Here is a 13,833-nt window from a genome sequence, read left to right as displayed (position 1 = left end):
GGTAATCGCGCCGATCGCCCGATGTGCCGGTGCGCTGAATGTCAGTGCCTTGTCAGCGGCTTTATCGGTGTCTCTACGTTTGCACAGCCCGCAAACGAAGCGCGTTGCCGATCACCGAGACCGAGCTCAATGCCATCGCGGCGCTCGCGAGAACCGGACTCAGCAGCACGCCTAGCCACGGATACAGCACGCCCGCGGCGACCGGGATTCCAATCACGTTGTACGCAAAGGCGAAGAACAGGTTCTGGCGGATGTTTTTCATCGTCGCGACGCTCAGGGCCCGGGCTCGCGCGATGCCTCGCAGGTCGCCCTTGACCAGCACCACGCGGGCGCTGTTCATCGCCACGTCGGTGCCGGTACCCATCGCAATGCCCACATTGGCCTGAGCAAGAGCCGGCGCATCGTTGACACCGTCTCCCGCCATTGCAACGATATGCCCTTGCTGCTGCAACTCCTGAACATGCCTGTACTTGTCCTGCGGCAGCACGCCGGCTTTGACGCCGTCGAGCGCCAGCGTTTTTGCCACTGCGTTGGCGGTGACGGGGTTGTCGCCGGTCAGCATGATGATCCGGATACCCGACGCCCTCAGCAACCGGACCGCCTCGGCGGTGGTTTCCTTGACCGGGTCGGCGACGCCGATATAGCCCGCGAGCGTGCCCTCGATTGCGAGGTACATGATGGTCTGGCCGGCTTCGCGCAGCCGGTCCACTTCCGTGCGTACGGCGGCGCAATCGACCTTCGTGTCGTCCATGAGCGCCGTATTGCCCAGCACTGCGCCGTGACCGTCGATCCGGCCGCTCACACCCTTGCCGACAATCGCATTGAATGCTTCAACCGGCCTGGTCTGCGCGTTTTTCTCCCGCGCCTCGGCCACAATGGCCTGCGCCAATGGATGCTCGCTCGGCCCTTCAAGGCTGGCCGCATAGCTCAGCACGACGGACTCCGACTGCTCCGCCAGCGCCACGACCGTTTGCACGCGAGGTTTGCCCTCGGTCAGCGTGCCGGTTTTGTCGACCACCAGCGTATCGACTTTCTCCATCAGTTCGAGGGCTTCCGCGTCCTTGATCAGAACTCCTTCCTTGGCGCCGCGGCCGACTCCTACGATGATAGAAACAGGCGTTGCCAATCCGAGCGCACAGGGGCACGCAATGATGAGCACGCTGATGGCGACGACCAGCGCGTTCGCAAGCGCAGGAGCCGGCCCGACGGCAGCCCACACCACAAACGAAGCGAGCGCGACTGCGAGCACCGTCAGCACGAACCAGCCCGACACCTTGTCAGCCAGCTTCTGGATGGGAGCGCGGGAGCGACCCGCCTGCGCGACCATCTGAACGATTCGGGCCAGCAGCGTATCCGAGCCGACCTTCTCCGCACGCATCAGGAACGTGCCGGTCTGATTGACGGTCGCGCCCGTCACCTTGCTGCCGGTACCCTTTTCCGACGGAATGGATTCCCCGGTAATCATGGATTCGTCGACGCTCGAACTGCCGTCCGTGACAACGCCGTCGACCGGAACCTTGGAGCCCGGTTTGACGCGCAGCAAGTCGCCCACGGCGACATCTTCCAGCGGCACCGCTTCCTCGGTCCCGTCAGACCTAACGCGAATCGCCGTATGCGGCGCCAGTTTGAGCAGATCCCTGATAGCACTCGACGTGCGTGAACGCGCGCGAAGTTCGAGCACCTGCCCGAGCAGAATAAGCGTGACGATGACGGATGCGGCCTCGAAATACAGCGGCAACTCATGGCCGCGCCGGAACGCCTGCGGCAACGTATCGGGAAAGAACAGCGCGAACAGGCTGAACCCGTACGCCGCGGCCACGCCCAGTCCGATAAGACTGAACATGTTCAGTTGCCACGTCCTGAAGGATGTCCAGCCGCGCTGCAGAAAAGGCCATCCTGCCCACAGGACGACCGGTGTGGCGAGTACTGCCTGGACGTACTGTGCCCACGATGCAGACATCCAGTGTGGCCGTGCCAGGCGGGCTCCGATTTGATCCACGACCGCGCCGAGGTCGAAAGATGAAACCATCGGCCCCATCGTCATCACCAGCAGCGGCACGGACAGCGCGAGCGCAACCCGGAACCGGTGCGTCATCGACTCGAGTTCGACGTTCCGCTCCTCGACCGCGGGCGGGGTCACGGGTTCGAGTGTCATGCCGCAAATCGGGCAATTGCCCGGCGCCGATGTCCGTATCTGCGGGTGCATCGGGCAAGTGTAGACGACGCCCGTCTCGCCCCCGCGTTGCGGCCCGGACGCTTGAGCGGAATCGATGGTTACGGAACCCGGTGAGTGAGCGTGGGCGTGGACGTGGCCGTGCGATTCAGACATGAAAAGCCCTCCGCGATGCGCTATTGGACATGCGCCGTATCGTTGCTGGATAACTTCCGGGTCCATTTGACCTGACGCAAGGAAGAAGCGTCGACGCGAATATTTACGGCGGGCAAAGCGAGCGGCGACGAAAAGCACCTCGCACAAGGCGCGCGCGCTTCGCCGGAGTCCACGAAGCGGCGCTTACGCGTTTACGCTTTTACTCTACTGTAACGGACTTCGCCAGATTTCTTGGCTTGTCGACATCAGTCCCGCGCGCGCACGCTGTATGATAGGCAAGCAGTTGCAACGGCACCACATGCAGAATCGGCGACAACGGGCCGTAATGCTCCGGCATTCTGATCACGTGAATACCGGGCTCACTGCCGATCCGCGTGTCGGCGTCGGCAAACACATACAGTTCGCCGCCTCGCGCCTTCACTTCCTGAAGATTCGATTTCAGCTTTTCGAGCAGCGCGTCGTTCGGCGCGACCGTCACGACCGGCATCGCATCCGTAACGAGCGCCAGTGGGCCATGCTTGAGCTCACCGGCCGGATAAGCCTCTGCGTGAATGTAGGAAATCTCCTTGAGCTTGAGCGCCCCTTCCAGCGCGATCGGATAATGCGAGCCGCGCCCGAGGAACAGCGCGCTTTCCTTGCCGGAGAACTTCTCCGACCACGCGATGATCTGCGGCTCCAGCGCCAGCACGGCGTTCAACGCGGCCGGCAGATGGCGCAACTGGCGCACATAATCGGCTTCCTGCTCCGCACTCACCGTGCCGCGGATCTTCCCCAACGTCACGGCAAGCACGAACAGGCCGACCAGTTGCGTGGTGAACGCCTTGGTCGATGCCACGCCGATCTCGCGGCCCGCGTGCGTATGAAACGACAGTGACGTCAACCGCACCATTGCGCTCGTCGCCACATTGCAGACCGACAACGTATGAGCATGTCCCAGCGACTGCGCATGCTTCAGCGCGGCGAGCGTGTCGGCCGTTTCGCCGGATTGGGAAATCACGACCACCAGCGCCTTAGGATTGGGCACCGAATCGCGGTAGCGGTATTCGCTGGCGATTTCGACCTGCGTCGGAATCTTCGCGATCGATTCGAGCCAGTACTTGGCCGTCAGTCCCGAGTAATAGCTCGTGCCGCAAGCGAGAATCAACAGGCTGTCGATATCCGCGAACACGGCGGCTGCCCCCGCGCCGAACAGCGAAGCGTCGAGCGACTCGCCTTGCGGCACCGTGTCGGCGATAGCGCGCGGCTGCTCGAAGATTTCCTTCTGCATGAAGTGGCGGTATGGTCCGAGTTCGACGCCGCCGCCATACGCCGCCACGGTGCGCACTTCGCGCTGTACGTCGGCGCCCTCGCGGCTCACGACCCGCACGCACTCCAGCGTCAACTCGCACACGTCCCCCTCTTCCAGGAAGATGAAGCGCTCGGTCTCGCCGGCCAACGCCAACGCGTCGGAGGCGAGGAAATTCTCGCCTTCGCCGAGGCCAACCACCAACGGCGAGCCTTGCCGTGCGCCCACCACGAGATGCGAATGATCCTTGTGTTCGACCGCGATCGCATACGCGCCGTCCAGTTGCTTCACGGCTTCGCGAACGGCCTCGAACAGATCTCCGCGATACAGGCTGTGCACGAGGTGCGCGACCACTTCGGTGTCGGTTTGCGAAACGAACACGTAGCCCTTGGCCCGCAGCATCTCGCGCAACGGCTCGTAGTTTTCGATGATGCCGTTATGCACCAGCGCCAACTCATCCTTCGAAAAGATCGGATGCGCGTTGTCCGTGACCGGCGCGCCGTGCGTCGCCCAACGGGTGTGCGCGACGCCCGTGCCGCCTTCGAGATGCGTCTCGCGCGCCTGCGCGTCGAGATCCGCGACCCGCGCCGTGCTGCGCGCGCGGCGCGGGCCGGCGGCGGCCAGCACGGCGACGCCGCACGAGTCGTAACCGCGATACTCGAGACGACGCAGTCCTTCGATCAGAACCGGGACGATGTTACGTTGCGCTACCGCGCCGACAATGCCACACATAAAATTGCTTTCCCACGTGATGTTGTACCGGATGGGGCGAGCCGCCCCGGATCGAGCTGAGTTCGAGCTGAGTTCGAGTTGAGTCTCAGGCGTAACCGGCAGGATTGGTCGACTGCCAGCGCCAGTGGTCCGCGCACATCCGTTCGATGCCGTACTGCGCGCGCCAGCCGAGCAGCTTTTCAGCGGCGGACGGATCGGCAAAACAGGACGCGACGTCGCCTGGACGGCGCGCCACGATTTCATAAGGCACCGGCCTCGCCGATGTCTTTTCGAACGAGCGCACCACGTCCAGCACGCTATAGCCCTGCCCCGTGCCGAGATTCACCACAAAGCTCGCATCGCGCCTCACCAGCGCGTCGAGCGCGGCCAGGTGTCCGCGCGCCAGGTCCACCACATGGATGTAATCGCGCACGCCGGTGCCGTCCGGCGTGTCGTAATCGCCACCGAATACGCGCAGCTTCGCCAGCTTGCCGACCGCCACTTGCGCGACATACGGCATGAGGTTATTGGGAACGCCGCCCGGGTCTTCGCCGATCAGACCGCTCTCGTGCGCACCGACCGGATTGAAATAACGCAGCGTGGCGATACGCCATGACGGATCCGACACTTCCAGGTCGCGCAGCACCTGTTCGGCGATCAGCTTCGTCTGGCCGTACGGATTCGTGGCCGATAACGGAAACGATTCGTCGATCGGCGAGGTCTTCGGCAGGCCATACACCGTGGCCGACGAACTGAACACGAACTGCTTCACATTGCGTGCGCGCATGACCGCGAGCAGCGTAAGCAGACTGCCGAGATTGTTGTCGTAGTACTCGATCGGCCTGGAGACCGATTCACCCACCGCTTTCAACGCCGCGAAGTGAATCGCGCCGGTCACCGGGTGCGCGTCGAAAATGTGCTGCAACGCGGCTTCGTCGCGTGAATCCGTTTCGTAGAACGCCACGCGCTTGCCGGTAATCTGCTCCACGCGTTTGAGCGACTCGCGGTTGCTGTTGACGAGGTTGTCGACCACGACCACGTCGTAACCGCCGTTCAGCAATTCCACGCAGGTATGCGAACCGATAAAGCCGGCACCGCCGGTTACCAGAATCGTGCCCTTCAAGACCATGCGAATTTCCCCTTTCTATCGATTCAACTCGAGCGGCTCGCCGCTCATTGCCGCCCGGTCAGACCCACGCCGACCGTCGCGAGTCCGCCGTCGGTCACGTAAGGCATGATTCCGGCTTGCGCGATGCGCGCGGTGGTTTCGGTTGCGCAGGCGTCGTCCGCGGGCGAGCAATAGTCGATGGCCAGCACCGGCAGCCTGTACTGACCGCGGACGGTCGCCGCCTGCGCGAGCAGCCAGTCGCGATCGGCCTGCGGCACTTCCGTATAGCGTTGCTTGCCGGCGTCCCAACCGCGATACAGCGATTCGAATGCGACCACGTAGGCAAGATCATGGACCTGCGGCAACACTTCGAAGCCCCGGTTGAAGATCAGCTTCGCTCGTGGATAGCGCGTCTTGATCGCGCGGATCACCCGCACCAGCCCTGCTTCCTGCGCGGCTCGCGTGGCAGCGGTTTTGGCGACCAGGTGATAGGAATCGAGCGTGTCGAGGAAAAAGCCGCGAAAGCCTTTTTTCCAGAGCGGCGCGATCACCTTGTCCACGAAAAACGCCGGCCAATCGGCGGCCGTCTGATCGACCACATGCGAAGCCCACGCTTCATTGACAGTCAGCAGCCAGGCAGACGGCATTGCGCTGTAATACGCGCGATGCGGGTTCACTTCACCCACGCTCACGTAGGCGAACCACGCGGGATGCGCTTTCGCGTGAGCACGCGGATTGAAGTGCGCGTCGGGATCGACCACCACGACATCGAATGCGGACAGTTCTTCTACCGGCGGATTCGCGCCGTAGTACAGCGCCACCGACGGTCCCACCGGAGCGTCCGCCGCGCCCTGCGCATGCGCCACCGAAGCCAGCGCGCTGAATGCGGCCATGCGCGCGAGCCGGCTCACACGGCGCAGCAGCGCGCGCAATGTGGAACATCGGTCGTGATCGTGCTCAGGCAAGCCCGGCTCCTCTTTCATGTTGTGCAGGCCAGCCGGCCCGCTTCAGGCGGCTGGTGCTAACTGCCCACCGGCAGGAACGACCACCAGCAGATACTATCGAGCGACGCAATCGAGATCGACGGACTGAACCCCGCCTGTTGCGCGGCCGTCCACGCGGTTTGCGCGGTCGAACTCGCCGTGCACGACGACACATAGTCGAGCGACCCTGCGAAGAACCCGTTGCGCCCGAGGTTCTGCTCGGTGCTTTGCCACGACTTCAACTGCTGCACCACCGACGTGCTCGTCGACGGCAGGAAGACCTGCTCGGCTATCACGCCGTCGATCAGCCACGGAAACGATACGCCTCCCGTCGTCCCGCCGATAGCCTGCACCGGCGCGGCATTGGGCACCAGCACAAGGTCCGGAAAGCGGTCGCGTAGTTGCTTGACGAGATCGAGGCCGCCTTGCGCACAGGCCGCATCGCACGGAGCGGTGGACGAACCGGCGCCGTGCCCGACGATCTCGAAGTTATCCAGCATGAAACCGTCGACACCGGTTGCCGCGAGCCGCGCCGCCACGTAGTTGACGAGCAGATTCTGATAGTCGGCATTGGCGGGATTCATCCAGTATTCCTGGAAGCCCTGATATTTGCTGATTTGCGCCGACGTATTCGCGCCACACGACACGAAGCCCGAGGGGACAGTGTTCCAGTAAGTGCGCGATTTCTCGCACGCGCCGAAATTCAGATAACTGAGCACTTTCGCGCCATCCGCCTTCAACGCCGCGATCTGCGCCGCGGAGAAGGCAGGCGTGCCGTTACCGGGATCCGCGTCGATCACGATCAATTTGAACGTGGCCGCGGCCTGGGCGATGTCGAGCGCGCTGCCCAGGCCGTAATAGGCCGCCCACACCGGCTGGGCCGGCAACGCGCGAGCCGCGGAGATCGCCGGCGTGGGGCTCATCGGCTGCGTGTTGGTATTCGCGTTGCTGTTCGCGTTCGTCGCGGGATTCGCCGAGCCGGTCGAATTCGCCGAATTGTTCGAGTTAGAAGAGGTGGAAGAGCTGGAAACGTTAGCGGAGTTAGCCCCGCTGCCGCCCGACCCACCTCCGCAAGCGGCCATCGAGCCAGTAGCGGCGATAGCGACAGCCGCGCCGATCCATCGACGCGCCAGCCGGCCGGCACATTGGACATTGAAAGCAAGGCGCGCGCGAGCGGCCCGCTGAAGCGGGCCAAAGTCATACTGAGGCATGTGGAATCCGAAGTCGAACGGTGTCAGGCCGAGGGCGCGGGCGCGCCGGTTCGCCTCCCCACGCGCGAGGCACCACCGTTACAGAACGGCAGGCCTCGCATGAGGCAGGATCAAAAACAGCAACGCTTTCGCTTCAACCCCGCAACATATACGTTTCGTATTCCAAAGACATGAATTTGTGGTCGAGCACTTTCACTGCCGCCACCACCACGACCAGCAGCGCCAGCGCAAATCCATAGCCGTAGAAATCCGGCCCGAGTCTGAGCGTGATGCCGGTGAAGAGTCCGTTCAGCACGACGAATGCGCCGGTGAGCCGCAGCACGACGCGCCGCCCGTCGAGATAGAAGAACACGTTGAGCAGCCCCAGCAGCAGCACCTGCAGACTCGCCGACACCACGTCCACCACCAGCAGCGGCATATAGAGCGGCGAAATGCCCAGCGAGCCCAGCACGCGCTCGCCGAAGGCGATGATCAGCAACAGCACCACCGCCTGCACCTTGATGATTTCATACAGACCGGCCCGCACGCTGCCCACCATCATGTCGCGCATTTCGTTGATATGGCGCAGCGTCGCGCCGCTGCGCACGGCGTCGTAGAAAGCGTCGTAGTACTCGACGAAATCCGCCTCGATGCGCACGAGGAAGGTCGCCATGCCGGGCATCACGCACACGTAGGCGATAAAAATCGGAATGTCGTAAATCACCGACGCGTGCAGCGGGCCGATGACCCGGGTGCCCGTACCCGGCGCATACCAGAACATGAACTTGTCGAGCCACACGCCGATGTTGAACAACAGGCCGACCAGCGCGAGGCTCGGATAGGCGAAGCGCCGCTCGAACACTTCGAACGAAACGAAACGCTCGCTGCGGTAATTGCGGTAGATCAGACCCGACAAGCCGGCGAGCAGCACGATGTGCCCCGCCACGAATCCGCCGAGCAATCCGACAAGTCCATAACCGTTCAACGCGAGCGCGAGGCACACCACGCACGCATAGCCCACGGCGAACACCAGCAGGATTTGCCGATACTGCTTCACGCTCGACAGAAAGATCACGGCGATCCAGATGTTGCTGACCACGACAAAGCCCGTAATCATCAGCAAGCGATAGATCAGCGGTTCCTCGCGGAAACCCACCAGCATCGCGATCACCGCGACCACGCTGGCGAGAATCGACGACACCAGCACCACGCCGTTATAGTTCGACAGCACGAGGTCATCGCGTTTTTCGAACAGCCGGTCGGAAATGAACCGCGTGAACGACAACTGCAGCGGCCCGGTGAGAATCAGGCTGAGCGCGATCAGATAGGTGACCGACACCTGAAACTGCACGATCGCGAAGGTCGGGATCACCGAGGTGAGACTGATCAGGCCGATGATCAGGATCCCGAAGATCGACAGGATCAGCGGCCCGGAACTGATCAGGCCCGCGTAGGCATAGGCGCGCGCCACGCCGGTCAGCGTGTCGCGGCGCATGATCTTGCGCAATTCGAAGCCGATACCCGCCATCAGCGTGTCTCCCGCGATTGAACGGACTGCGCCGGCTGCACGCGCGGCTCCGCCCCGGATTGAGTGGCGTGGTGCATCGGGCAGCGCGCCGCGTCGGCGGCCGTGCCGTTGCGCTCGCGATCCGGCATGGCGGAAAGCCGGTCATACAGGGTGCGATAGCGGTCGATCATCTGCTTCCTGGTGTAATAGCGGCGCACGCGCGCGAGTCCGGCCTGCTGCGCGGCGTGCCAGCGGGTCTCGTCGGCGAGCAGCGACAGCACCGCCTGGGCAAACGCCGCCGGGTCCGCGAGCTGAACCACCATGCCGGCCGAACCGAGCGCGCGATCTTCCGCATCCATGCCTTCGATCAGCTGGCGGCACGAGCCCACATCCGTTGTGATGGCCGGCACGCCGGCCGCGAAGCCCTCCAGCACCACCAGCGGCAGCGCCTCGCTGATCGAGGTCAGCGCGATCACGTCCACTTGCGGCAGCATGTCGTCGATGCGCTGGAAACCGAGGAATTTCACATTGCGGCCGAGCCCGAGACTCTCCACGAGCGCGCGGCATTCGAGCGCGTAGGCGGGATCTTCCTCTTCCGGCCCGATGATCCAGCCTTCCAGATTCGGCATGGTCCGCGACGCAATGAAGATCGCGCGAATGAAGGTCTTGATGTCCTTGATCGGCACCACCCGCCCGATCAGCGCCACCACGCGGTGCGAGCGCGGTTTGCGCTCGGCCACCAGCGGCCCCAGCGCGTCGACGTCGATACCGTTCGGTATGCATTGCGTGCGCTCGGCGCGCGCGCCGTCCGTGATCTGGCGCTGGCGGTTCGCCTCGTACAGCGCGACGATGTCGTCGGCGGCGTCGTAAGCGAGCTTGCCGATCGCTTCGAAGAAACGCACCCACAGCTCGCGGAAATAGCTGACGCGCGAAATATCGCGTTCGAACACACCACGGTTGTCGCGAATCCACTGGCTCTGCAGCAAGTCGATCTTGCGTTCCTTCGTATAGATGCCGTGTTCGGAAACCAGCAGCGGGCGGCCCGTGCGGTAATGCATCAAGGCGCCGAGAAAGCCGCCATAACCTGTCGATACCGTGTGATAAACCTTCGCCGGCAGCAGTTTCTCGGCGACGCGCGCGAGTTGCCACAGCGGCTTGTGCATGATCCGCACGGTCCAGAAGTAATCGGTAAACGACGGATCGGTACAGTACTTCTGATACTGATCGACAATGGTGTCCCACGCCGCACGGCTCGACAGGAACTGTTCCTCGTTCAGCGCGCCGTGTGCGCCGAGCATCGGGATCATGCTGGCCATCAGCTCGCCGGCGTCCCGGCCGTTGCGCGGATCGCGCAGCGCGTCGTGCAATGCCTGCGAGTGCGCGAACGCGGCGGCGTCGCCATCCACGGCACGCGGTTGAAAGTCCGCGACCGCCTGCTCGTACAGATAATGCGTTTCGAGATGCACGACGTTTTCCGGCAGCGCATAGGCAACCCCGGCGTAGTCCTGTTCCCGGCTGCCGATAAAGACAATCGCGAAACGGATCTCCGGGTACGAGCGGATCATTTCGTTGACCCAGCTCGACACGCCGCCACGCACGAACGGGAACGTGCCTTCCAGCAGCAGGCAGACATCGGCATCGGCGGCACGTCGGATCGGGAGTTCTTTCATCATGACCAGTACTTCACAACCGGTTTGAGTGTGGGCAACGCGGCCGCATTGCCCAGCGATGCGAGAAGCTGCGAGACACGAGCGTAGTCGCCGCGCAGGAAATCGGCTTCCGCGAGCCACGGCACCAGCCGCTCACGCGGGAAGCCCAGTTCGAGCGCGTGCGCAATGTATTCGTGCGCGGCATCGGGCAACGCATTCGCCAGTGCGAGACGGCCGCGAATCAGCCATAGCGCCGCATCGGTCGGATCGGTTTCGAGCGCCGTCTGCGCGTAGCGATCGGCCTGTTGCAGCGTGTGGCGGTAGACCGCGCCCTGCACGAGGTTCTGGTACACGAGTTCGAAATACAGTTCGGCCAGCATGCGGTTGAGCGCGTGCCGCTCGGTGTCGTTGCCGGTCACTTCCAGTGCCTTGCTGGTCCGGAAGATCTTCTGCATGATTTCGTTTTCGGCGTGGTCGAGCGTGCCGTAAGCGATCAGGCGGATGTCTTCGAGCGGATCGGCCAGCAGCTCGCGCAGCAACGTGCCGGTGGTGCGGGTGGGCATGCTCTGGATCGCCACGAGCGCCGACAACCGGTCGGTGGGCGATACCTGGGTATTCGCGAGCCGCGCCTGCAACCGCGCGCCGCCGCCGTGCGAAACGCGCGACACCAGATACGTGACGAATTCCGGGCGCGGCACGTCGGCGAGTTGATCGCTGTCCTTGCTGGCCGGAAAGAGCGCAGCCCAGATGCAGCTACTCAGCACCACGAGGCCGCCGAACAGCGGCACGAAAGTACAGGCGAGCCACAGGAACAGCAACGAGAGCGCCCGGGGCTCGCGATAATTCAGCGGCAGCCACGAGCGGAACGCGACGGCTTCGGCGAGTCCGGCCAATGCCTGCAGCGCGAAAAAGCGCAGCAGCGGATCGGTCGCGCCGGCCGGTTGCAGCAGGCTCGCGATCGCCAGGTATTGCACGATCACGGCCACCACGGCCGCCAGCGCGCCGACGATGAAAGAAAGGGTCTTAGACATCGAGGCCGCTTCGTTTGAGAAGGCGCATCAGCGCCGCGCCGGGCTCGTCGCCCTCCAGGTGGAGCGTATGAACGCCGACGCGCGCACGCTCCAGGTCGGTGTTGAACTGTGCCGTCAGGCTGGCTTCGATCCGTGCCAGATAGCCGTCGATGCCGGTCGTGTCGGTGGCGGGCATCAGATTCACCAGCACCGACTGCTTCGCCGTTTGCACCGGCCACATCACGTCGAGTGAGCGGCGGCGGCGCATCACATGCTCGAACAGCGAGTCGCCCTCTTCGTCGCGCGGAAAAGCCAGCGCGACGAGCGACGACGCCACGCCCGTCTTCTGCTGAAGACGCGCGAGACGGCTCAGGTCGAGCGCGAATTCGTACGGGCAGTTCGGCACGCTATCGAGAATGCGCTGCACGAAGGCGGAATGCTCGACGCCGTCGGCGTAATAGCCGAGCAACACCAGCAGCAATTGCAGGTTGTCGAAGTTGAGCGACAGGAACGGCATGCGCTTGACGACGAGCAGCGCGCGCAGCTCACCGTCCGCCGACACCAGCGGCGCGCAGACCAGGTACTGGCTGACCGGCACGACCGTGTCTTCGTTCTTCAGATGCGCGACGCTCAGCGTGTTGAGCGCATGCATCACGAGTTCGTCGTGCATTTCGAGTTCGAACGGATCGCCGATCCGGCCGATCGCCTCGCTGTCGAGCTTGTTGTCGCGCACCGGATACAGCGCCGCGACTTCGATCTGGCAGGCCTGCGCGACGAATTCGAGCAAGCCGCTCGCGCCGCCCAGCGGATGTCCCTCTTTGGCAACCGCCGGCACTGCAAGCGCCGTCTCGCTAGAGACCGACAGCCGGCGCAATTCGGTAATCGAATCGCGCAGCGTGGTGGGCCGGGAAAGCAGATCCTTTTCGAGCCGCTCGTGCGACAGCCGCATCAGGTAGTGGCTGTTGGTCAACGCAACGAGACGGTCGTTCAGGTAATCGTTCAGCGAGGAGGCGCGTTCGGCGCGGCTGCCCCAGGTATCGCCGAAATGCCCGGCGAGAATCGTCTGGATCAGGCCGCCGGCGAAATACAGCGCGGGGAACGGGCCGCCATGCGGATAGAAGAGCGCCCATGCGCCGAGTATGAAAGCCCCGCTCAGCAAACCAAGCAGGCTGCCGTACCGCAAGGCCACCAGCAAGGACACCAGCCATAGCCACGGAAAACCGGAGCGCAGCAGCAACGGGTCTTCCGGATGAAGCCACCGCGCCACGGCCAGTACGACCAGCACGAGCACGACAGTCTCCACGATCGCGAACGGCCGCGCCACCGCGGGCGCCAGAAAGCGGCGCACACGTCCGAGATTGCCGAACGGATGCGCGTGGCGCGGCTTGGATGCGCCCGGATTGTTTTCCACGGCTGCGGTATTCACGGCCATTTCCTTTTCACATGTCGGGTGTCGGTTCGCGGCCCGCGTTTCGGGCGCCGACCGGCAACCTTGGGGATAAGCTTACTGACGCGCTTGCAACGGCGACAGGACCTTGGCGATCAGCGAGGTCGCCACGCTCGACAGACCCGAGCGGCTCCAGCCCGTGCGCGTACCCGTCGCGCTCCACACCACGGCGCCGTTCGACACATCGATCAGCTCGAAGGTCACGCCGACCACCGGCTCGCCGTCCACACCCGTCTTGTAGCGCCATTCTTCGACCGCACCCGAGAGGACGTAGCGGGCGTTCTGCGAACGCGCCCATTCCAGCGCCTTGTCGCTGTCGGCCCGCTGCGTCGTGTCGAACAGCGAATTGCGGTTCGAATCGGCCGGGGCAATGCGCACATCGGCGATACCGCCCGCGCGCAGCGTATTGGCCGCGATCGATTCGGCGCTATGGCCCGCATCCGGCGTTTCAGTGTAGTTGGCGATCGACACCACCGCCACTTTGTCGCCGCGTGCGAGCGCGGGGCCCGAGGTCTGGCGCACCGTGCCGCATGCGCTCACCAGCAGGGCCAGCGCGGTTGCCGCGACACACCAGGCGCTCGTGCGAGCCAATCGTTTAATGCCGTACATGAAGA

The 13,833-nt window shown here is 63.8% G+C and carries 11 protein-coding genes; 1 reads left to right on the top strand and 10 read right to left on the bottom strand.

What is annotated here, in order from left to right; translation table 11 throughout:
- Positions 1-73: 73 nt before the first annotated feature.
- From NE850_RS16525 to NE850_RS16505, 5 genes are all read right to left on the bottom strand, one after another.
- The gene (locus NE850_RS16525; RefSeq protein WP_165185534.1) at positions 74-2,329 is read right to left on the bottom strand and encodes a copper-translocating P-type ATPase; all 2,256 of its coding nucleotides are present in this window, start codon (positions 2,327-2,329) and stop codon (positions 74-76) included.
- Positions 2,330-2,528: 199 nt separating this feature from the next.
- Complete coding sequence (gene glmS, locus NE850_RS16520; RefSeq protein WP_310698932.1) at positions 2,529-4,346, bottom strand: glutamine--fructose-6-phosphate transaminase (isomerizing); 1,818 nt, start codon at positions 4,344-4,346, stop codon at positions 2,529-2,531.
- An 85-nt stretch (positions 4,347-4,431) separates the two neighbouring features.
- Positions 4,432-5,454: a UDP-glucose 4-epimerase GalE gene (galE, locus tag NE850_RS16515; protein WP_310698931.1), complete on the bottom strand. Its 1,023-nt coding sequence runs from the start codon at positions 5,452-5,454 to the stop codon at positions 4,432-4,434.
- Between the two features lie 44 nt (positions 5,455-5,498).
- Positions 5,499-6,416 carry an endo alpha-1,4 polygalactosaminidase gene (locus NE850_RS16510; protein ID WP_165185530.1) on the bottom strand — a complete coding sequence of 306 codons (918 nt, stop codon included), beginning with the start codon at positions 6,414-6,416 and terminating at the stop codon, positions 5,499-5,501.
- Positions 6,417-6,454: 38 nt separating this feature from the next.
- Positions 6,455-7,339 (bottom strand): endo alpha-1,4 polygalactosaminidase, encoded by an 885-nt coding sequence (locus tag NE850_RS16505; protein ID WP_232064130.1) that lies wholly within the window; start codon positions 7,337-7,339, stop codon positions 6,455-6,457.
- Between NE850_RS16505 and NE850_RS16500 the strand changes: the two genes are divergently transcribed.
- The gene (locus tag NE850_RS16500; protein ID WP_232064129.1) at positions 7,329-7,601 is read left to right on the top strand and encodes a hypothetical protein; all 273 of its coding nucleotides are present in this window, start codon (positions 7,329-7,331) and stop codon (positions 7,599-7,601) included. The two genes, NE850_RS16505 and NE850_RS16500, sit on opposite strands and share 11 nt — an antisense overlap.
- Before the next feature lie 159 nt (positions 7,602-7,760).
- Here NE850_RS16500 and pelG read toward each other — a convergent pair whose 3' ends face one another.
- The 5 genes from pelG to NE850_RS16475 all read right to left on the bottom strand — a co-directional run bounded on the left by pelG (position 7,761) and on the right by NE850_RS16475 (position 13,828).
- A complete protein-coding gene (gene pelG / locus NE850_RS16495) occupies positions 7,761-9,134 on the bottom strand; it encodes an exopolysaccharide Pel transporter PelG (RefSeq protein ID WP_007182443.1) in 1,374 nt (457 codons plus the stop codon).
- Positions 9,134-10,786, bottom strand: a complete 1,653-nt coding sequence (gene pelF, locus NE850_RS16490) for a GT4 family glycosyltransferase PelF (protein ID WP_007182444.1) — start codon at positions 10,784-10,786, stop codon at positions 9,134-9,136. The genes pelG and pelF overlap by 1 nt, the downstream gene beginning before the upstream one ends.
- Positions 10,783-11,793 carry a hypothetical protein gene (locus NE850_RS16485; protein ID WP_007182445.1) on the bottom strand — a complete coding sequence of 337 codons (1,011 nt, stop codon included), beginning with the start codon at positions 11,791-11,793 and terminating at the stop codon, positions 10,783-10,785. The genes pelF and NE850_RS16485 overlap by 4 nt, the downstream gene beginning before the upstream one ends.
- Complete coding sequence (locus NE850_RS16480; RefSeq protein WP_405044846.1) at positions 11,786-13,198, bottom strand: PelD GGDEF domain-containing protein; 1,413 nt, start codon at positions 13,196-13,198, stop codon at positions 11,786-11,788. Before NE850_RS16480 ends, NE850_RS16485 begins: the two co-directional genes overlap by 8 nt.
- A 78-nt stretch (positions 13,199-13,276) precedes the next feature.
- On the bottom strand, positions 13,277-13,828 hold the full coding sequence (locus NE850_RS16475) for a hypothetical protein (RefSeq protein WP_007182447.1): 552 nt from the start codon (positions 13,826-13,828) through the stop codon (positions 13,277-13,279).
- Positions 13,829-13,833 lie beyond the last annotated feature (5 nt).

Origin of the sequence: Paraburkholderia sp. USG1 (assembly GCF_031570135.1) — a bacterium.
Lineage (GTDB): Bacteria > Pseudomonadota > Gammaproteobacteria > Burkholderiales > Burkholderiaceae > Paraburkholderia > Paraburkholderia dioscoreae.
The sequence above is the reverse complement of the archived record's forward strand: the minus strand, read 5'-3'. Positions and strand labels throughout refer to the sequence as shown.

Coding starts and splice junctions, on each gene's coding strand:
- NE850_RS16525 (WP_165185534.1), bottom strand. CDS start 2,329: ATGTCTGAATCGCACGGCCACGTCCACGCCCACGCTCACTCACCGGGT.
- glmS (WP_310698932.1), bottom strand. CDS start 4,346: ATGTGTGGCATTGTCGGCGCGGTAGCGCAACGTAACATCGTCCCGGTT.
- galE (WP_310698931.1), bottom strand. CDS start 5,454: ATGGTCTTGAAGGGCACGATTCTGGTAACCGGCGGTGCCGGCTTTATC.
- NE850_RS16510 (WP_165185530.1), bottom strand. CDS start 6,416: ATGAAAGAGGAGCCGGGCTTGCCTGAGCACGATCACGACCGATGTTCC.
- NE850_RS16505 (WP_232064130.1), bottom strand. CDS start 7,339: ATGAGCCCCACGCCGGCGATCTCCGCGGCTCGCGCGTTGCCGGCCCAG.
- pelG (WP_007182443.1), bottom strand. CDS start 9,134: ATGGCGGGTATCGGCTTCGAATTGCGCAAGATCATGCGCCGCGACACG.
- pelF (WP_007182444.1), bottom strand. CDS start 10,786: ATGATGAAAGAACTCCCGATCCGACGTGCCGCCGATGCCGATGTCTGC.
- NE850_RS16485 (WP_007182445.1), bottom strand. CDS start 11,793: ATGTCTAAGACCCTTTCTTTCATCGTCGGCGCGCTGGCGGCCGTGGTG.
- NE850_RS16475 (WP_007182447.1), bottom strand. CDS start 13,828: ATGTACGGCATTAAACGATTGGCTCGCACGAGCGCCTGGTGTGTCGCG.